The sequence below is a fragment of the Proteus vulgaris genome (assembly GCF_016239305.1).
In the GTDB taxonomy this organism is placed as follows: Bacteria; Pseudomonadota; Gammaproteobacteria; order Enterobacterales; family Enterobacteriaceae; genus Proteus; species Proteus vulgaris_C.
Window position 1 is genome coordinate 26,757 of sequence record NZ_JAEHOQ010000021.1, and the last position, 20,414, is coordinate 47,170.

Consider the following 20,414-nt stretch of genomic DNA (forward strand, 5'->3'; position numbering starts at 1 on the left):
GTTTAATCTTTTACTTTCTTAAGAAATAACCGATGTGGTTAATCTTGAAATACACACTTGCCGATTTTCATCATCAAATATTTCTATTGACCACACTTGGTGAGAACGACCTAAATGAATAGGTTTACATATTCCTCTCACCTTACCTTCTCTTGCTGAACGAATATGGTTAGCGTTAATTTCCAAACCCACAATTTTCTGTTCCCCTTCGGTGCAAAGATACCCAGCAACCGATCCTAGGGTTTCAGCTAAAACAACAGAAGCACCGCCATGCAACAGACCTAGAGGTTGTTTTGTACGATGATCAACAGGCATTGTTCCTTCAAGATAATCATCACCGAGGCACGTTAATTCAATACCTAAATGGCTCATCATATTGTTTTGGCCAATATGATTAAGATGCTCGATTGTCGTTTCACGTTTCCATATCATGGCATAATCTCCAATAGCGCCTGTAGTGGGTGTTTAAGCTCAATATTATCAATACGTTTTACTTGACTACGACACGAATACCCCGTGCTTAAGCAACGCATTGTTGGCAATGTTTTTAGTGCATTACCCCATGAGAGTTGGTAAATGCCTAGTGAGTTTTCATAATTGTTCAGTTCATGTCCATAAGTACCAGCCATTCCACAACATCCCGTACTTACAAATTCGAGTTGTTGCCCATAACGTTGGAAAATTGTCTGCCACTGTTTCATGCTTTGTGGTAGTGCCGTCACTTCAGTACAATGTCCGAAAAGATACCATTTTTCAGCATCATCACGAACAGCTATTGGTTCACTCACTAATTTATTTAGCCATTCATGAACAAGTTGAACATTAAAATCCCCACGTTTATCACCCAGTATTTCACGATATTCATCGCGATAACAAAGCACTAATGCAGGATCAACTCCCACCATTGGAATGTCTAATTTTGCAACACGATTAAGCATAATTGACGTTTTTTGTGCTGTTTTACTAAATTGCCGCAAAAAGCCTTTAATATGTTGTGCTTTTCCATTGGGTGAAAAAGGCAGTAAAACAGGTTTAAACCCGATTTTTTCAATGAGCTTGATAAAGTCTGCAACTACTTTCGCATCGTAATAACTGGTAAAGGGATCTTGCACCACCAGCACATAATGGCTTCGTTGCTTATCAGATAAACGTTCTAAATCTTCTAACGTCATATCTAGAGCATGGTGACCTGCTAATTGCTGTTTTAGTGTTGGTGATGACAGCAACGGTAAATCAACCATACCTATAGTATGTTTACTTAATGACTGTACCAAGGGTTGCTTCATAAAGAAATTAAAGAATCTCGGCGCTTTTGCCATGATAGGGGTTGTTAGTTCAACATTCGAAACAATATGGTCTTTTAATGGCCGTAAGTAGCGCTGGTGATACAGTTCAGTAAACTTAGAACGAAAAGACGGTACATCAATTTTAATCGGGCACTGAGTTGAACAGGCTTTACAAGCTAAACAACCATTCATAGCAGCTTTCACTTCATGTGAAAAATCATATTCGCCACGTTTTGCTTTCCATGTATTACGTGTTTTTTCAATCAAACTTCTTAAGCTAGGCTTGTTATTTTCTAGGCTAGATGCGAGTAGTTTTGGGTTAACACCTTGTTCTGTTAATAAGCGCAGCCATTCTCTCACAAGCGCTGCTCGCCCTTTAGGTGAATGAATGCGTTGCCCGCTAATTTTCATTGAAGGGCACATTGGACTTTTCGCATCAAAATTAAAGCAAAGCCCATTACCATTACAATCTAAAGCCCCTTTAAAATCTTGACGGACGGATAAAGGGATTGTGCGATCAAAGGTGCCTCGTTTAATGGTATCAACTTGTTTCATAGGTTCATCAACCTCTAACGGAGGACAGATTTTCCCAGGATTAAGTCTATTTCGCGGATCGAACACCGTTTTTATTTGACGAAGTTCGTGATAGAGCGTTTCACCAAAAAATTCAGGGCTGTATTGCGCTCTAAAGCCTTTTCCATGTTCACCCCAAAGTAACCCACCATATTTGGCTGTTAACGTGACAATGTCATCGGAAATAGATTTCATCAATAATTCTTGTTGTGGATCGCACATATCAAGTGCGGGTCTTACGTGCAATACACCTGCATCGACATGCCCAAACATACCATAATTGAGTTGATGGCTGTCAAGTAACGCTCTAAATTCTGTAATATAATCAGCAAGATGCTCTGGTGGTACACAGGTATCTTCCACAAAAGGAATTGGCTTTGCTTGCCCTTTTGCATTACCTAATAAACCGACCGCCTTTTTACGCATGGCATAAATACGGTTAATATCCGCTAAATCATCACATACTTGATAACCAATAACACCGCTTTGCCCCCCTTTCATTAATGAGTCTAAACGTTGACATAATGATGTAACTTGAGAATGAATTAATACTTCATCATCACCCGCAAATTCAACGATATTGAGGCCTTGCATATCTTTGTCTGGCACATCGGTGATCAATTCTTTAACGGAATGCCACACAATATCTTCACGAGCAAGATTCAAGACTTTAGAATCAACGGTTTCAACAGAAAGTGCGTTGGCTTTAACTAAAAAAGGTGCGTTACGCAATGCAGAATCAAAAGAGTCATATTTTACATTCACTAAACTGCGTTGTTTAGGAATTGGCGTGATATCCAATGTTGCTTCAGTAATAAAAGCCAGTGTACCCTCTGAACCGGTTAAAATTCGCGTTAAATCAAAACGTTTCATGTCATCACTAAAAACATGGCGCAAATCATATCCCGTTAAAAAGCGGTTTAATTTAGGGAATTTTTCAAGAATAAGTTTTCGTTGCTCTTTGCATCGGGATAAAACAGTTTGATAAACTTTCCCGATAGCAGAACCTTCTTGTGCAATATTCTCAGCTAATGCCGTATCCATGGCTCGGGTTTCAAGAAGTTCCCCCCCTAACAAGACGGCTCTAACACCAAGGACATGATCAGAGGTTTTACCGTAAACCATAGAACCTTGCCCTGAGGCATCGGTGTTAATCATCCCACCTAATGTGGCTCGGTTACTGGTAGAAAGCTCTGGTGCGAAAAAAAAACCATAGGGTTTTAAAAACAGATTGAGCTCATCTTTTATCACACCCGCTTCAACTTTAACCCAACGTTCTTCTGGGTTTATCTCTATAATACGTTTCATATAACGAGATAAATCGACCACTATACCATCAGTCAATGCCTGTCCATTGGTTCCGGTACCTCCGCCTCTTGGTGTCAAAGAAAGCGAGTGAAATTTGGGTTCATCGACCAGGCGTGCAACAATAGTTACGTCAGCCGTTGAGCGAGGAAAAACCACCGCCTGTGGCAATAACTGGTAAATACTATTATCTGTTGCCATAGTGAGTCTATCAGCATAACTACTGGAGATATCACCGGTGAAACCATTTTTTCGAAGAGTATCAAGAAATTCTGTTGTGAGTTCACTAACTTGCGGTGCTTGCGATATACGTGGGATCATTTGTTATAGCTCTTTAATCTAATAGTCCACATTGCTTAATTTTTGATATTGAAATGTATGCTAAGAGGTACTTTGCCTCATTTTGTACTTTCAGACCGATACCTGTTCACCTTATCATACAATTCTGGCAAATTGCGTAGTGATATAAACAACGTGATATTTGCAATGTTTATTCATCTGCTTCTAGCATTTTTATTCGTGTAGGGATTTAAAACCATGGAAAAACCGCAGATCCATACAGATATACCCAAAGTTTTATTCACTGTTCTTTTTATTTCTTTTTTTATTATCGCCAGTTTTTGGATACTTAATCCCTTTATTGTGGGTTTTATTTGGGCTGGAATGATTGTTGTTGCCACATGGCCTTTACTACTCATTATTGAAAAACGAGTAAAATATCGTTGGCTATCTACCATGATAATGATGATCTTGATATTACTGATCTTTGTTATTCCTATTATCTTGTTAATTAGTAGTGTTATTGATAATAGTGCTCCACTAATTGAGTTAGCCAAATCACCTTCGAATATTCAGCCTCCTCAATTATTATGGCTTAATGATATCCCGATGATAGGAAGCAAGCTTTATGATACATGGCACTCTATTCTCGTTTCTGGTGGCAATGCGTTAATCACCAAAATTCAACCTTATGTTGGGCAAGCCGCAAACTGGTTTTTTGCTCAAGCCTTAAATATCGGTCGATTTGCTTTGCATTTAGGTGTGATGTTGTTATTTTCTGGCCTACTGTTTTTACAAGGTGAGAACGTTGTTGCTTGGTTACGTCATTTTGCTATTCGCTTAGCAGGTCAACGTGGTGATGCAGCTATTTTACTAGCATCAATGTCTATTCGTGCCGTTGCTCTAGGTGTGGTATTAACCGCCTTAATTCAAGCGATTGTCGGTGGTATTGGTCTTGCAATATCGGGGGTACCTTATGCCACAGTACTTACCGTTGTCATGTTCATTTGTTGTCTTGCTCAAATAGGCCCTTTATTAGTGCTGATCCCTTCTATTCTATGGTTATTTTGGACTGGAGATACAACTTGGGGCATTGTCATGGTGATTTGGGGAGGCGCTGTGGCAACAATGGATGGTGTATTACGCCCATATTTAATCAAAATGGGGGCTGATTTACCGATGGTATTAATTCTAACGGGAGTTATTGGCGGCATTTTGACATTAGGTATGATTGGATTATTTATTGGCCCTGTTGTTCTTGCTGTTGCTCATAGTTTATTAAATGCATGGATAAATGAAGTACCAAAGCCTAATCCTGATCTAACTGAAACTGTAGAATTTATGAATAAAAACTTTATTGAAAAAGAATAAATAATAATGAGCGTGTAAGTGTAGCTACTTACATGCTCTAAAAATAATAGACTAAAGTTTAATAAAGATTATCAATTTAGGAATGAATTATTATATTTTTATATTCAAACTTACAATTTGAAACAAATTACATTTTTTTAAACCTGTTTGTTACCAGCTAGTTATATTCACTTTGAAATAGACCAATATTATTTTTATTGAGATAATTCTTAGAGCATAATTAACACATTTCTCTTAATATAAATATCAACGAAACAAATGTTTCACCGAATTAATGGTTCCGCCTTTCATATTAATAGAATAATTGGCGGAATTAAAGAATATAAAATATTGCTGTGTGTAGTCTTTGCCTGTCAGCCCATGATAGGCTTTTTTTTTGCCTATTATTTAATAATTGTATAAAAAAAGCTCACATTATTTTGTGAGCTTTAATTTATAACATTTATATTAATTTTATTGTGCTAATTTCACCCAAGTTTTAATTACAGTATCTGGATTTAAAGATAAACTATCAATCCCTTCTTCCATTAACCATTGTGCGAAATCTTCATGATCAGAAGGTCCCTGACCACAAATACCCACATATTTACCGTTACGTTTAGCCGCTTGAATCGCCATTGATAACAGCGCTTTTACCGCGTCATTACGCTCATCAAACAACGAAGAAACCACACCTGAATCTCGGTCAAGACCTAATGTTAATTGGGTCATATCATTAGAGCCGATAGAGAAACCGTCAAAATGCGCTAAGAATTGATCTGCTAATAATGCATTTGATGGAATTTCACACATCATAATCACTTTTAAGCCATTTTCACCACGTTTTAAACCATTTGCAGCTAATTCTTCGATAACTTCTTCAGCTTGGCGTACCGTACGAACAAATGGGATCATCACTTCCACATTATCTAACCCCATATCGTTACGAACACGTTTCACTGCTTCACACTCAAGCGCAAAACAACGACGGAAATCATCAGATACATAACGACCAGCACCGCGGAATCCTAACATTGGGTTCTCTTCATCTGGCTCATAACGATCGCCACCAACTAAATTGGCATATTCATTAGATTTAAAGTCAGACAAACGAACAATCACACGTTTAGGCCAAAATGCTGCCGCTAATGTCGCAATCCCTTCTGTTAATTTACTAATGTAATATTCAACAGGAGATTCATAGCCAGCCATCATCTCATTAATTTCAGCTTTTAACGCTTCGCTTTGATCGTCATACTCTAATAATGCGCGAGGATGGACACCAATCATACGGTTAATGATAAATTCTAAACGCGCAAGACCCACACCGTCATTTGGTAATCCAGCAAAATCAAATGCACGATCAGGATTACCGACGTTCATCATGATTTTCAGATCAAGTTCAGGCATGTTATCGATTGCGGAGCTCTGAATAGAAAAATCCAGCTTGCCATCATAGACAAAACCCGTATCACCTTCTGCACAAGAAACCGTAACGACTTGGCCCTCTGTAATACACTCAGTGGCATCACCACAACCCACAACAGCAGGAATACCTAATTCACGAGCAATAATCGCAGCATGACATGTTCTACCGCCACGATTTGTCACAATCGCAGAGGCCTTTTTCATAATAGGTTCCCAATCTGGATCTGTCATGTCAGTAACCAGTACATCACCCGCTTCAATTCTATCCATCTCATTTAAATTATGGATAACTTTAACTGTGCCGGTACCAATACGATGACCAATAGCACGACCTTCAATGATGACAGATCCACTTTCATTTAACTGATAGCGTTCCATCACTTGTTGGTTAGATCGAACGGTTTCAGGTCGAGCTTGCACAATGTACAAACGACCATTATGCCCATCTTTAGCCCACTCAATATCCATTGGACGACCATAGTGGCGTTCAATCAATACGGCTTGTTTTGCCAACTCTTGAACTTCATTATCCGTCAAAGAGAAACGATTGCGCAGTGATTCTGGCGTATCTTCAATGCGTACTTGTTTGCCATGCTCAACACTGTCTGCGTAAACCATTTGGATCTTTTTAGAACCTAAGTTGCGACGGACAATTGAAGGCAGGCCTTTTGCTAAAGTTGGCTTGTGTACATAAAATTCATCAGGGTTTACCGCACCCTGAACAACCATTTCACCTAAACCATAAGCTGATGTAATAAAGACAACTTGATCGAAACCTGATTCAGTATCGATGGTAAACATCACACCTGAAGAAGCAAGATCAGAACGCACCATACGTTGAACACCCGCAGATAATGCAACACCACGGTGATCGTAGCCTTGATGGACACGATAAGAAATTGCTCGGTCATTAAATAACGAAGCAAATACGTGTTTAATTGCAACGAGAATGGCATCAATACCTTGAACGTTTAAAAACGTCTCTTGTTGGCCCGCAAAAGAAGCATCAGGCATATCTTCTGCGGTTGCTGATGAACGAACGGCAAAAGAAGCTTCTGATTCACCTTCACTTAATGTGAGATAAGCATCACGAATATCTTTTTCAAACTGAGGCGTAAAAGGTGTATCAATTACCCACTGGCGAATTTGATTACCTGCTTGAGCCAGTTGATTAACATCGTCAACATCAACGCTATCAAGTAATTCATAAATTCGCTGATTGATACCACTCTGTTCCAGAAAATCATTAAACGCTTGCGCTGTGGTAGCAAACCCATTAGGAACAGAAACACCCAGTTCCGCGAGGTTTGTGATCATTTCACCGAGGGAAGCATTTTTCCCACCAACACGATCAACGTCATTCATACCTAATTGGTTATACCAAAGTACATTGCACGGGGTGAGGCTATTGCTGGACATTGAGAACAATCCTTTTTTAAACAATTATGAGAGAGAAAAAAAAAGAAAAACCCGCTGCCAAAACGACAACTTAAATAAGCGTATCACAATGTTATAGTGAATATAGAAAGGTGAATCGATCAACCAGAAAACTTTATTTTTTTATCCTTTATAATCACTAAAAATGCTATAGATAATGTTGTTTGATTCGCTAATTCAGCTAAAAAAAGGTGAGCGTTATGATATTAAGCTTAAATTCTATTAATTGTGATAATAATGAACCCATTGATAGAACAGTCTTTTTTATCTCTGATGGTACAGCTATTACAGCAGAAGTTTTAGGTCACGCTGTACTTTCTCAATTTCCACTAAGAATGAAAAGTTATACATTACCTTTTGTTTCTACTGTAGAAAGAGCTGAAGAAATAAAACAGAAAATCTCTGAGATTTATAAAAAGAGTGGCGCTAAGCCCCTTGTTTTTTATTCTATTATTAGCCCTGAAGTTAAACAGGTAATAAATAGCAGTGAAGGTTTTTGTCAGGATATTGTACAATCTCTCGTATTACCGCTTGAAAAAGAAATGGGTATTCAAGCCTCACCTAAATTAAATAAAACGCACGGACTAACAGAGAAAAATCTTAGTAAATATGACGCCCGTATTGCAGCTATTGAATACACGCTTTCTCACGATGATGGAATATCATTACGTAATCTCGATCAAGCACAAGTTATCTTAATTGGTGTTTCTCGTTGTGGTAAAACACCCACCAGCCTCTATTTAGCCATGCAATTTGGTATTCAAGCAGCCAATTATCCATTTACTGCTGATGATATGGATTTCTTAAAACTCCCTGCTGAATTAAAAGAGTATCAACATAAATTATTTGGTTTAACTATTGCACCAGAACGCCTTGCTGCTATTCGTGGTGAACGTCGTGAGAATAGCCGTTATGCATCAATTCGCCAATGTAGAATCGAATTAGCAGAAGTGGAAGCCCTTTTTAGAAAAAACAATATTCCTTATCTCAATACCACAAATTATTCTGTTGAAGAAATTTCAACCAAGGTAATTGATTCCATGGGATTAGCGAGAAGAATGTTCTAAGTCTTAACCACATTTTTTTATTGGTTTTTCTCTGACAACGCTGTTGAAATTAGCTGAATTTCGTTTATTGTGATCTTAATCACTGGGTAGACTTACCCTGTATATTTATTGAGATGAATTATGTTAAAAACAGACGAACTACGGACTAAGGCTTTAGACAGTCTGGTAACACCAGAAACCTTAGCAAAAGAGTTCCCCATTTCTGATGAGATAATCCAAAATATCACATCAGCACGTAAACGAATTGAGGCTATCCTTACTGGTGAAGACAAACGACTTTTAGTGATTGTGGGCCCTTGTTCTATTCATGACCCCAAAGCAGCCAAAGAGTACGCCACGAAACTTAACCAGCAAAAAGAACGTTATCATGACCGCTTAGAAATCGTTATGAGAACCTACTTTGAAAAACCACGTACTGTTATTGGTTGGAAAGGCTTAATTTCTGATCCTTATCTTGATAATTCTTGCAATGTCAATGAAGGTATCCGCCTTGCAAGAAAATTATTAATTGAGATAAATACATTAGGTTTACCAACTGCAACCGAGTTCCTTGATATGGTAACGGGTCAGTATATTGCTGATTTGATTAGCTGGGGCGCTATCGGAGCAAGAACCACAGAAAGCCAGGTTCATCGTGAAATGGCATCAGCACTTTCTTGCCCTGTGGGCTTTAAAAATGGTACGGATGGTAATACCCGTATTGCTATTGATGCAATTCGTGCTTCTCGCGTTGGTCACACTTTCTTATCACCTGACAAAAATGGTCGAATGACGATTTACCAAACTAGCGGTAATCCTTATGGCCACATTATTATGCGAGGTGGTAAAAAACCAAATTATCATGCAAGCGATATTGCAGATGCTATTGATGCACTAAAACAAGTGGATTTACCTGAGTATCTTATTATCGATTTTAGTCATGGCAATTGCGAAAAGATCCATCGTCGCCAATTAGAAGTGGCTCGCAATGTCAGTCAACAAATTAAAGATGGCTCACAAGCAATTGTTGGCGTGATGGCTGAAAGCTTTTTACAAGAAGGTTCACAAAAAGTATTGCCAGAAAAACCGCTTGTTTATGGACAATCTATTACTGACCCATGTTTAAGTTGGAATGATACCGAGCAATTGCTTGAATTATTAGCACAAGCCGTTGAAAGTCGGTTTTAATAAATTGACTTCTTAAGGGGATAATCCTATCCCCTATTATTTCCCTTTTATATTCATTCTGTATTGTTCTTATTTTTTGGTAAAAAGATAAGCCTCTTTTATTCCTTTGTTTTAAATTTCATCACATACCGCTTTATCACTCACAATATGACTTAAATTTACCTGTTTACGTTAAAAAAAGCTTGTCTAAACACATTTGTTAACGATAATGATTATCATAATGATAACGCTTATTACTCTTAGTGTATTATGAATAAAAAAGCTAATAATTTGGATAGTTCATTAGTTAAGCAGAACTCTCATTCTTCAATGGTTCAATCTATTAATAGTGTTGAATTATTGGACAAAAACGGTGTGGTTTACATTCAACATAACGGAGAGTTGTATCAACTACGTCAAACTAAAGCAGGAAAGCTTATCCTGACTAAATAATCATTTTTGACAATAACTCGCAAGCCACCTATCAGTTCAGCTAGGCAGCCAGCTAAATAACTCCATATACAAGGACTTTTTATGGACATTTATGGTATGTGTATGCTGAAAAAACATTTCAAATATTCAGGTATAGCAACAGCACTTTGTCTGTTGTATTCCCCTTTTGCCTCTGCACATCACGACAACAGTGATAAGGGAACACTCACGGTTGTCGGCTATCAAGACAATAAAATCACCGATTTTCATTCTGTTATTAACGTAGATTCTGCGAAAAAACAAACCGCATCAACCTCTGGTGAAATGCTAAAAGACGTTGCAGGTGTCACCTTAACAGGCACCGGAGTGACAAATGGTAGCAATATTTTAATGCGGGGTTATGACCAGAAGGGAGTGAAAATTCTCGTGGATGGGATCCAGCAACCACTAGAAAACACCATCAATAACTTAGGGGGGATTTTTATTGATCCCGCTTTAATTAAACGTATTGATGTTAAACACGGAGGCTCATCCATATTACATGGTGAAGGTGCTATGGGGGGTGTAGTTGCGTTTAATACGCTTGATCCACAATCAATATTAAGCACAGGTAAAAAATTAGGTGCAAAATTATTTAGTACAATATCATCAGCCGATCGTCATTTCACTTATGGTGGCGTTATTGCAGCAAGACATGATATTGCAGAAGGAGTATTTGCTTATAGCCAACGCCAACGTGGTCCTATTCGCCTAGCAAATGGTGAAAAGATGGAAAACCACGAATATGTTAAAAGCTTCTTAGCCAAAGCTTATATCTATCCAACTGAAAGCCAAACATTTATTTTTTCAGCTCGACACTATAATAATAATGGTAGACAAAGAGAAGTCCTGCATCGAATGGGAGGTTTTGGCAAGAATGAAAGTAACCACGTAGAACGTAAATCAGAACAACAAAATTATTCTGTCACTTATCATTATGAGCCTGAAACAAATGCTTGGGTTAATTTAACCAGCCATTTGTATTATACCCAGTTTAATATTGATCAAAAATTTCTCACCGATACTTCACTGTCTGATATTCAACGCCGACGCAATGAGCAAGGAAAAATCGGTAGAGATGAAGATCGTACGCAATTCACTTATGGATTAAAACTTGAGAATACTTCACAGTTTTTCTATTCAGGACAATTAAATCAAAAAATTACGCTGGGAAGTGAAGCTTATCAGCAAAAAATGGTTTCTAATCAAAATGCTAAAAATTTCCCACTCGCTAAAACGATTTATGTTGGTAATTGGCTAGAAAGCCAAATTTCAACACCTATTTTACCGTTAACCTTAACTGCAGGTTTACGTCACCACTATTATAAAAATAAACCACAAAGCGAATTAAATTCGCTTTTAGATTTTTTCAAAAAAAATAAACCTGATTTTCATCAAGCAAGTGAGAGCGATATTAGTAAAAATGTTGCACTAACATTTACACCAACACACTGGTTGCAACTCTATGCCTCTTATTCAACTAATATCAGAGTCCCGACGCTTAATGAGATGTTTAATGATTCGCTTCATTTTTCTATTCCCACTTTTTTCGGTAGCTCAATAAAGGCATTTTGGATCCCGAATCCTAATCTTCGCCCTGAAAAAAATCGCATTTGGGAATATGGTGGAAAACTCACATTTAACCAACTATTAATGCAAAATGATACGCTTGCGTTTAATGCCTCTTATTTTGATACCAAAGCCACCGACTATATTACTTATGGTACTTGGGATGCGCGTATATTAACTAAAAAGCTTCATTTACAAGCAATTAATATTTCTCAAGCCATTATTGAAGGTATCGACCTTAGTCTACGTTATTCACATCCATTGATTGCCCTGGGCGTAAATTATAACCGTACTCATACTCTTGAGTTAACCACTCATGAAACGATTTCTCCTGTTCGCCCAGAAATACTCACTGCTTTTATTGATTTACCTATTGCCCAAACACCATTTTCATTAGGCTGGGCTGGGAAGTTTGCTAGCGCAACGGCAAATAAAGGAACTCATAAGGGACAAGCTCCCCATGTGAAAGGGAAAGCCACTAATCGTCTGCAGGAGTTAATTCAACAACACAGTGGTTATGGTATTCACGATTTTTCAATTAGTTATCAATCACAAAAAAATAAAGATATTCAAGCTGCTGTGGTATTGGCTAATGCCTTTAATCGAGAATATTTCTCGGCAATGGGCGTACCGCAAGAAGGCAGAAATATAAAAATGTCCGTCAGTTATCGCTGGTAGATGAGGAGCAATGATTTATATAACAAAGGGCTGTTTTAACAGCCCATTAAAATAACGGAGATCCATCTGCATGTCTCAGTCCCCCCTATTGATTAAGTTTAGTTTACTGGCTATTGCTGTTTCTTCTGCTTGTGTATCAGCACAAGAGAAAACACAAACTAGCGAGGAGAAAAAAACAGAAGTACTTACCGTTTATGCGACTGGTAATGAGCGTGATAGTTTTACGTTACCCATGATGTCAACTGTTATTAAAAATAACAATGCGTTGTCAGAAACCGCAGGCAGTGCTTCTGAACTACTTCGTCATGTCCCCGGAATTTCTATTTCAGGTGCAGGTCGTACTAATGGTGAAACCATCAGTATGCGTGGATACAGTAAAAATGGAATATTGACACTTGTAGATGGTGTACGTCAAGGAACAGATACTGGCCATATTGACAGTGTTTTTATTGACCCTCTTCTTATAAAGCAAGTTGAAGTGGTTCGGGGTCCTTCTGCATTGTTGTATGGTAGTGGAGCACTTGGCGGTGTTATTGCTTACGATACTGTTGATGCAAGCGACCTACTTTCAAAAAACGAACAAGGTGGTGTGCGAGTCACCGGCCTTGGTAATACAGCGCAACATAGCCAAGGTTTAGGTGTTACTGCTTTTGGTAAACACGAAAACCTTGATGGTCTCGTTGCATTATCGGCTCGTGATAAAGGTGATACTCGTTACGGTGGAGGTTATCGTGCTCAAAATGATGAAACCATTATTAACCTACTCTCTAAAGGGCGTTGGCTTATTGATGATAGCAATACTTTAAGTGGCCAATTCCGCTATTACCATAATGATGCTCATCAACCTAAAAACCCTCAAGTTGCTGAAAATCCCACACTGGCAAATGTGGAAACTGACCGAACAACGACACAAAAAGATGCACAGTTAATCTATCAATATAATCCTTCGGATTTACAATGGGTTAATCTAAAAACACAAGCTTATTACAGTGAAATTGATATCAACGCCAAAACAGCACAAAAAGGATTTGAAGGTCGAGAGCAAAAAACGTATGGCGTAAAACTTGAAAATCGCTCTCAAGTGGGGGTGAATAGCTTTGCATCGCATGGACTTACTTATGGTGGTGAAGTCTATAAACAGAAGCAATCACCAAGTCAAAATACAGAAAGCTTCCCACAAGCCGATATCCGTTTTATGTCAGGCTGGGTTCAAGATGAAGTCACTTTACGTGATTTGCCTGTCTCCTTAATTTTAGGAACCCGTTTTGATAAATATAAAAGTCAAAACAATCGTTATGATGATATTACCGCTGATAAATGGTCATCCAAAGGAGCCATCAGCATCACACCTACTGATTGGTCAATGCTTTATACCTCTTATTCACAAGCGTTTAGAGCCCCCTCTTTAGGCGAAATGTATAACGATGCTAAGCACTTCGATGCGCCATTCCCTGGGGCACCAACAAACTATTGGCGCCCTAACCCTAATTTAAAGCCTGAAACCAATTCAACCACCGAATACGGATTTGGTTTTCAATTCGACGACTTATTATCTAATAATGATAATCTGAAAATCAAAGCTGCCCATTTCAATACTCGTGCAAAAGATTATATTGATGCAGATGTCGCTATTTTTCAGGGATATACACAATCAACAAATATTCCAAGAGCAACTATTTGGGGGTGGGATGTTTCTATGAGCTACCAATCTAAATTCTTTAATTGGGACATAGCGTATAACCACACCAAAGGAAAAGATAATGCCACAAATGCCTCAATTACTTCAATTGAGCCAGATACATTAACCAGTCGCTTTGATGTTCCAGTTCCAAGCACAGATTTTTCTGTAGGTTGGGTCGGTCAATTTACCAAAAAAACGGATTTTACCAAACATGACCGTTTTAATCGCCCTACCAATCGCCAACAAGCAGGTTATGGCATCAATGATTTTTACCTTCGTTATGAAGGTAACGCCTCCTTAAAGGGGCTAACAACTTCATTTGTACTGGGTAACGCATTTGATAAAACTTATTATTCTTCTGCTGGTATTCCTCAAGAAGGCCGTAATGCAAAAGTACTTGTGAGTTATCAATGGTAATTAACAATAAAATCAACGATAGATACAATAGGAGTTTCTGTGAATAAACCTCTTTATGAGAGCTACCTGCAAGCAAAAGCGGATAAAAAAGCACCTTATGCTCGTGATCTAGCCGCCTACTTAAATGTAAGTGAAGCCGAATTAACACATGCACGCGTAGGACATGATGCAAAACGCTTACGTAACGATGTACAAGAATTATTAAAAGCCTTAAGTAAAGTGGGTGAAGTCAAAGCCATTACTCGTAACGATATCGCCGTTCACGAACATCTTGGTGAGTACACTAATGCACGCTTTAACGATCACGCAGGTTTGATTTTAAATCCTCGTGCAATGGATTTACGCTTTTTCTTCGCTTATTGGTCTAGCATTTTTGCACTCGCAGAAGAAACCTCAAAAGGAACTCGTTATAGCATTCAGTTTTTTGATATGCATGGCGATGCATTACATAAAGTCTATGCAACCGACAATACCAATATGGATGAATGGGATGCGTTAAACCAATCATTCTTATCGGAGGAAAATCCTGCTCTCGACATTACCCCTATCGAACCTTATTCAAAAACACCTGTTAGTCATGAATTGGCAGAGCAACTTGAACAACAATGGCGTTCAATGACCGATGTTCACCAATTTTTCAAACTACTAAAAGAAAATAATTTGAGTCGTCAACAAGCCTTTAAAGCCGTTGCCGACGACCTTGCTTATCAAGTCGATAACAGTGCACTAAAAACCTTATTAACCCTCGCTAAAGAAGCACAAAATGAGATCATGATTTTTGTCGGAAGTCGTGGTTGTGTGCAAATCTTTACGGGTCAGATTGACCGTTTAGTTCCTCATCAATTTGAGAATAGCGATCAAATTTGGATTAATGTTTTCAATCCTGCATTTACACTTCATTTAATTGAAAGTGAGATTGCTGAAAGCTGGATCACTCGTAAACCAACTCAGGATGGTTTTGTCACCAGTCTTGAAATCTTTGATAGCAAAGGCCAACAGATTGCCCAACTTTATGGACAACGTACTGAAGGCACTGCAGAGCAACAACAATGGCGCGAGCAAGTTAATACCCTTGCCAAAATAGCCTAACCGGAGAATGAGTTAATGAAAAAATGGCTTCTTTTGATCCTGTGTAGCGTCATGTCGTTTGTCAGTTCCGCCAACGAGCGTATTGTCACTATTGGCGGTGATGTCACAGAGATCGTTTTCGCGTTAGGTTCGGGTGAACAAATTATTGCAAGAGACAGCACTAGTTTAGTCCCAGAACAAGTGAAAACACTCCCTGATGTGGGTTATATGCGAATGCTAAATCCTGAAGGCATCTTATCTGTCAAACCAACATTAATTATTACCAGCGAATTAGCTCGCCCTTCTTTGGCACTACGCCGAATAAAAGAAGCGGGTATAGCTGTTAAAACAATTACAGGTACACACTCATTAGAAGCCATTAATGAAAAAATAGACACCATTGCCACTATTTTAAATAAACAAAAAGAAGGTAATCAGCTAAAAGAAAAACTCATCCTATCTATTAGCCGGATACCCACAACACCTATAGATAAAAAAGTCATTTATATCATGAGTCATGGTGGTGTTGTTCCTATGGCCGCAGGTCAAAATACCGCAGCAGATACCATTATTTCACTAGTTGGAGGTAAAAATGCAATGCAAGGTTTTACAAGTTATCGCCCCCTTTCTCAAGAAGGTGTCATTGCAAGCCAACCTGATATTTTGCTGGTGACTAAAGAAGGTATTAAAGGCATTGGTGGTATTGAAAAACTGTGGAATTTACCTGGTATAAAGTACACACCTGCAGGTAAAAATAAACATTATGTCGTCGTCGATGATATGGGATTGTTAGGTTTTACGCTTTCAACACCTGAAGTAATGCATCAAATCCGTCAAGCATTGGAGCAATAATGTCTCGTTTTCGTTCACCGTGGATGAGTATTTTAGTTTTACTCTTTTTACTCACCATGGTTACATTAATTTCTGTGAATAGCGGTGCACTGGCACTATCATTTCATACATTATGGAATAGCTCTTTTGATGATATGGAGTGGCAAGTTTGGCTTGATATACGTTTACCTCGTGTGCTATTGGCTATTCTTGTCGGTGGCGCATTAGCGATATCAGGTGCGATCATGCAGGGATTATTTAGAAATTCATTAGCTGATCCTGGATTGCTTGGTATAAGTAGCGGTGCGGCACTAATGGTTGCTATCGTGATTATACTGCCCTTCTCTTTTTCACCCGTATTCGCATTTTACAGCCATATCATTGCCGCCTTTGTTGGCGGCTTAATTGTGGCAATGATCATCTTCTCACTACATCAGTTAAGTGATGGTAATTTAGCAAGATTATTACTTGCGGGGATCGCTATCAATGCACTTTGTATGTCCTTTATTGGTGTCTTAAGTTATATCAGTACAGATCAACAATTACGCCAGTTTTCTCTGTGGATGATGGGTTCATTAAGTCAAATTGACTGGAAAACCTTATCGATTGCAACGCTTGTGATCATTCCAGTCAGTCTTTTAGCCTGTTGGCAAAGCCATAAATTAAACCTGTTACAACTTGGTGATGAAGAAGCGCACTATTTAGGATTAAACGTAAGACGAACAAAATTTATTTTATTACTCCTTAGTGCCATCTTAATTGGTTGTGCTGTCGCACTCAGTGGTGTCATTGGATTTATTGGACTTGTGGTTCCACATCTTATTCGCATGCGCATTGGCAGTAATCACGTATGGTTATTACCTGCCACCATTTTAGGTGGTGCAACACTGTTACTCGCCGCTGATACATTATCAAGAACACTGGTATCTCCAGCAGAAATCCCTGTAGGGCTCATTACAGGATTAATTGGGGGCCCTTATTTCCTTTGGCTTATCTTACGACAACCCGCGGGAAGGATGTCATGATTCAAAAACAAAACACTTCGTTGCTCTATGGAAATAATTTGACGTATCAAATTGGTGAAAAAACCATTATTGATAATGTGTCTCTTTCACTTAATGCCGGAGAGTTAGTCACTATAATTGGACCTAATGGTGCAGGAAAATCATCATTACTACGCTTATTGACAGGTTATACGACACCAACACAAGGTGAGTGCTATTTTAAACAAAAGACCTATTCGCAATGGAATAGCCAACAATTAGCACAAAACCGTGCTGTTATGCGCCAGAATAGCCAACTCTCATTTTCTTTTTCTGTAGAAGAAGTGGTTGCAATGGGAAGGACCCCTCATGGGCAACAACATAAAAAAATAGCTATCGAAACAGCTCTACTACAAACAGATTGTTTAAAATTTAAGGACAGAGACTATCGTCAATTATCAGGTGGTGAACAACAACGAGTACAACTTGCCAGAGTATTAGCTCAATTATGGCATCCTACACCACAAGAAGCCGTATTATTCCTCGATGAGCCGACTTCAGCACTTGATCTTTATCATCAGCAACACAGCTTACGTTTATTAAAACAATTAGCAAAAACACAACATCTTATGGTTTGTTGCGTTCTACACGACCTTAATTTGGCCTCACTTTATGCCGATAGAATTTTATTATTGCATCAAGGAAAATTAGTTTGTGAAGGTACTCCACACGATGTCCTCACAACAGAAAATATCCAAAAATGGTATGGTGCAGATGTGAGTGTCGATACTCATCCTGAGCATTCGTACCCACAAGTTTTTCTTCGCCCTTAAGTTATCTTAATTTTACTCAGTTACCTTCTAGCACATGCTTTCTAGATTGTGACTGAGTTAATTTATTTTTATATACTTATTTATTTCAAATAAAATACACTAAGTAACACCACCTTAATTGATTAATAAATCTTATTTTTAAACTTTCCTATTTAGTCAAATAAATTGACTTTAAAATACACCTTAATCACTGATTAGCTTATAAAACACGCGAAAAAATATAACAATATGAAAAATAAATGATATAACAACATTACCAATAAAAAAATAAATCAATAAATTCAACAAAATAAAATATGTTTAAAACTATTTTTTTAATCAAAAATATCTATTAAGCTCTACCTTACTTGAGATATATAGCTTTCACCTATTAATTTGATAATGATTATCAATAACAAAAAGCACTTTTTGCCTACCTGTTATTTTCCCCATGCTTAAAATAGGTTATAAATAACATACGTTACTATTCTATTTACTTGGGCACTGTGTCCCCACCATTTTTGTGGGAGGTTTTATGGCTGAAAATGTCGTTAATGATATTCTAAAATGGTTAGAAACCCAGTTACAACGTAACGAAGGTATAAAAATCGATACTATTGCGAACAAAAGTGGCTATTCAAAATGGCACTTACAACGCATATTTAAAGATTTTAAAGGCTGTACATTAGGCGAATATGTCCGCAAACGTCGCTTATTAGAAGCGGCTAAATCATTACAAGAAAAAGATATGTCCATTTTAGACATCGCTTTAATGTATGGCTTTAGCTCTCAAGCAACATTTACTCGTATTTTTAAAAAACATTTCAATACTACACCGGCTAAGTTTAGAGAAAATGGCACAATGCCGGATACTCATTGTTTCATGTCATGCGAAAATCACTAATTGGTTTAGCATCATATTAATGTTACTTGTTATAAAAAAAACCAGCTTTTTAAGCTGGTTTTTTCTTTCTTTCAGAAAAATTAAGCAATTGCAGTTACAAGCCATTCTTCAAGCTCATTAAGCTCCCCTTTATTATTAGGATAACGCTGTATAAGTTGTTGAATAAGTTCTTCTAAAGACTCAGGCGTATAACGTTTACCAACTAGCATATCTGAAAATGCTTCTAATGCTGCGGGTTCTAAACTATCTGTATATATTTGACTTCTAACTACATTACCACGCTCAATATCAAAATGCAGTTCAACACCACCCCATTTAAAACGATTATCTAACAAATGAGAAAATGCGGGGGCCTGTCCAAAATTCCATTCCCAGCTACTTTGCTTAGCGAATGTCTCTTCAAAACCGGGTAAGTTTGGTAGTTTTTGCGGTGAAATAATTTCCGCATCGACTCGCTCACCATAGTACTCAAAAAAGCTTTCCGTGATAGTTTTACATAGTTTTTCATGGGTTATATTAGGATCCAACTCGACCAAATTAGCTACTCTAGAGCGTACTGAAGTAATACCTTTGGCTTGCAGCTTTTTAGGATCTGGATTTAAGTAATTAGCGAGCCTAGATAAATTAGCGTTAATTAACAGAGTACCATGATGGAAACCACGATCTTTCGTCTCTTTATAAGCCGAACCTGAAATTTTTCTTTCACCTTCTTCTTGAGGTACGACTAAATCATTACGTCCTGATGCTGTAGCTTGTATACCTGCTTTTGATAAGCCATCAAGTATAATTTGAGTTGAGATCGTTTTATTATATTCTGGTTTTCCCGCCATAAAGGTAAAACAGGTATTACCGAGATCGTGGAAAACAGCACCACCACCACTTGAACGACGTGCTAATTTCACGCCATCTTCATCCATTTTTCGCGTATTACACTCTTTCCACGGATTTTGGGCTCGTCCAATAACTACCGTATTATCATTACGCCACAGAAAAAGTACACGTTGATCTGCGGGCATTTGTCTAAAAATACACTCTTCAACAGCAAGGTTAAACCAAGGATCATAAGATTCGGAAATTAACAGTCGCAACTTACCTGACATAAGGAATACCTATATGAAGAAAATAAGGT

At 38.0% G+C, this 20,414-nt stretch carries 15 protein-coding genes; 11 read left to right on the top strand and 4 right to left on the bottom strand.

The genetic code is table 11. The features are described 5' to 3' along the window. Positions 1 to 18 precede the first annotated feature (18 nt). On the bottom strand, positions 19 to 432 hold the full coding sequence (gene menI, locus JEP40_RS14625) for a 1,4-dihydroxy-2-naphthoyl-CoA hydrolase (RefSeq protein ID WP_198624121.1): 414 nt from the start codon (positions 430 to 432) through the stop codon (positions 19 to 21). After that, positions 429 to 3,485, bottom strand: a complete 3,057-nt coding sequence (locus JEP40_RS14630) for an FAD-binding and (Fe-S)-binding domain-containing protein (protein WP_198624122.1) — start codon at positions 3,483 to 3,485, stop codon at positions 429 to 431. The genes menI and JEP40_RS14630 overlap by 4 nt, the downstream gene beginning before the upstream one ends. Positions 3,486 to 3,701: 216 nt before the next feature. On the opposite strand from JEP40_RS14630, the gene ydiK reads away from it, so the two are divergent. Further along, complete coding sequence (ydiK, locus tag JEP40_RS14635; protein ID WP_198624123.1) at positions 3,702 to 4,814, top strand: AI-2E family transporter YdiK; 1,113 nt, start codon at positions 3,702 to 3,704, stop codon at positions 4,812 to 4,814. A gap of 453 nt (positions 4,815 to 5,267) precedes the next feature. Here the strand turns inward: ydiK and ppsA are convergent, their stop codons facing one another. After that, a complete protein-coding gene (ppsA, locus tag JEP40_RS14640) occupies positions 5,268 to 7,640 on the bottom strand; it encodes a phosphoenolpyruvate synthase (protein ID WP_072070330.1) in 2,373 nt (790 codons plus the stop codon). A 218-nt stretch (positions 7,641 to 7,858) separates the two neighbouring features. Between ppsA and ppsR the strand changes: the two genes are divergently transcribed. From ppsR to JEP40_RS14690, 10 genes are all read left to right on the top strand, one after another. Then, positions 7,859 to 8,725 carry a pyruvate, water dikinase regulatory protein gene (gene ppsR, locus JEP40_RS14645; RefSeq protein WP_198624124.1) on the top strand — a complete coding sequence of 289 codons (867 nt, stop codon included), beginning with the start codon at positions 7,859 to 7,861 and terminating at the stop codon, positions 8,723 to 8,725. A 120-nt stretch (positions 8,726 to 8,845) separates the two neighbouring features. Beyond that, a complete protein-coding gene (locus JEP40_RS14650; RefSeq protein ID WP_198624125.1) occupies positions 8,846 to 9,892 on the top strand; it encodes a 3-deoxy-7-phosphoheptulonate synthase in 1,047 nt (348 codons plus the stop codon). A gap of 270 nt (positions 9,893 to 10,162) precedes the next feature. Further along, positions 10,163 to 10,324 (top strand): hemin uptake protein HemP, encoded by a 162-nt coding sequence (hemP, locus tag JEP40_RS14655; RefSeq protein ID WP_420094341.1) that lies wholly within the window; start codon positions 10,163 to 10,165, stop codon positions 10,322 to 10,324. An 81-nt stretch (positions 10,325 to 10,405) separates the two neighbouring features. Continuing rightward, entirely contained in the window at positions 10,406 to 12,589 is a 2,184-nt protein-coding gene (locus JEP40_RS14660; protein WP_198624127.1) for a TonB-dependent receptor domain-containing protein, read from the top strand. 70 nt (positions 12,590 to 12,659) lie between these two features. Next, the gene (locus JEP40_RS14665) at positions 12,660 to 14,687 is read left to right on the top strand and encodes a TonB-dependent hemoglobin/transferrin/lactoferrin family receptor (RefSeq protein WP_198624128.1); all 2,028 of its coding nucleotides are present in this window, start codon (positions 12,660 to 12,662) and stop codon (positions 14,685 to 14,687) included. Positions 14,688 to 14,726: 39 nt separating this feature from the next. Beyond that, the gene (locus tag JEP40_RS14670) at positions 14,727 to 15,776 is read left to right on the top strand and encodes a hemin-degrading factor (protein WP_198624129.1); all 1,050 of its coding nucleotides are present in this window, start codon (positions 14,727 to 14,729) and stop codon (positions 15,774 to 15,776) included. A 15-nt stretch (positions 15,777 to 15,791) separates the two neighbouring features. Next, positions 15,792 to 16,607 carry a heme/hemin ABC transporter substrate-binding protein gene (locus JEP40_RS14675; protein WP_198624130.1) on the top strand — a complete coding sequence of 272 codons (816 nt, stop codon included), beginning with the start codon at positions 15,792 to 15,794 and terminating at the stop codon, positions 16,605 to 16,607. Next, entirely contained in the window at positions 16,607 to 17,611 is a 1,005-nt protein-coding gene (locus tag JEP40_RS14680; RefSeq protein ID WP_198624131.1) for a FecCD family ABC transporter permease, read from the top strand. Before JEP40_RS14675 ends, JEP40_RS14680 begins: the two co-directional genes overlap by 1 nt. Continuing rightward, positions 17,608 to 18,402 (top strand): heme ABC transporter ATP-binding protein, encoded by a 795-nt coding sequence (locus tag JEP40_RS14685; protein WP_198624132.1) that lies wholly within the window; start codon positions 17,608 to 17,610, stop codon positions 18,400 to 18,402. The genes JEP40_RS14680 and JEP40_RS14685 overlap by 4 nt, the downstream gene beginning before the upstream one ends. A 514-nt stretch (positions 18,403 to 18,916) precedes the next feature. Then, a complete protein-coding gene (locus JEP40_RS14690) occupies positions 18,917 to 19,285 on the top strand; it encodes a helix-turn-helix domain-containing protein (RefSeq protein WP_072070346.1) in 369 nt (122 codons plus the stop codon). Between the two features lie 80 nt (positions 19,286 to 19,365). On the opposite strand, the gene JEP40_RS14695 is transcribed toward JEP40_RS14690, so the two are convergent. Continuing rightward, complete coding sequence (locus tag JEP40_RS14695) at positions 19,366 to 20,385, bottom strand: lipoate--protein ligase A (protein ID WP_198624133.1); 1,020 nt, start codon at positions 20,383 to 20,385, stop codon at positions 19,366 to 19,368. Positions 20,386 to 20,414: the final 29 nt, after the last annotated feature.

Excerpts from the sequence above, each read along its gene's own strand:
- JEP40_RS14675 (WP_198624130.1), top strand. The coding sequence starts at position 15,792 with ATGAAAAAATGGCTTCTTTTGATCCTGTGTAGCGTCATGTCGTTTGTC.
- JEP40_RS14650 (WP_198624125.1), top strand. The coding sequence starts at position 8,846 with ATGTTAAAAACAGACGAACTACGGACTAAGGCTTTAGACAGTCTGGTA.
- JEP40_RS14660 (WP_198624127.1), top strand. The coding sequence starts at position 10,406 with ATGGACATTTATGGTATGTGTATGCTGAAAAAACATTTCAAATATTCA.
- JEP40_RS14630 (WP_198624122.1), bottom strand. The coding sequence starts at position 3,485 with ATGATCCCACGTATATCGCAAGCACCGCAAGTTAGTGAACTCACAACA.
- ydiK (WP_198624123.1), top strand. The coding sequence starts at position 3,702 with ATGGAAAAACCGCAGATCCATACAGATATACCCAAAGTTTTATTCACT.
- JEP40_RS14665 (WP_198624128.1), top strand. The coding sequence starts at position 12,660 with ATGTCTCAGTCCCCCCTATTGATTAAGTTTAGTTTACTGGCTATTGCT.
- ppsA (WP_072070330.1), bottom strand. The coding sequence starts at position 7,640 with ATGTCCAGCAATAGCCTCACCCCGTGCAATGTACTTTGGTATAACCAA.
- menI (WP_198624121.1), bottom strand. The coding sequence starts at position 432 with ATGATATGGAAACGTGAAACGACAATCGAGCATCTTAATCATATTGGC.
- JEP40_RS14680 (WP_198624131.1), top strand. The coding sequence starts at position 16,607 with ATGTCTCGTTTTCGTTCACCGTGGATGAGTATTTTAGTTTTACTCTTT.
- JEP40_RS14690 (WP_072070346.1), top strand. The coding sequence starts at position 18,917 with ATGGCTGAAAATGTCGTTAATGATATTCTAAAATGGTTAGAAACCCAG.
- JEP40_RS14685 (WP_198624132.1), top strand. The coding sequence starts at position 17,608 with ATGATTCAAAAACAAAACACTTCGTTGCTCTATGGAAATAATTTGACG.
- JEP40_RS14695 (WP_198624133.1), bottom strand. The coding sequence starts at position 20,385 with ATGTCAGGTAAGTTGCGACTGTTAATTTCCGAATCTTATGATCCTTGG.
- ppsR (WP_198624124.1), top strand. The coding sequence starts at position 7,859 with ATGATATTAAGCTTAAATTCTATTAATTGTGATAATAATGAACCCATT.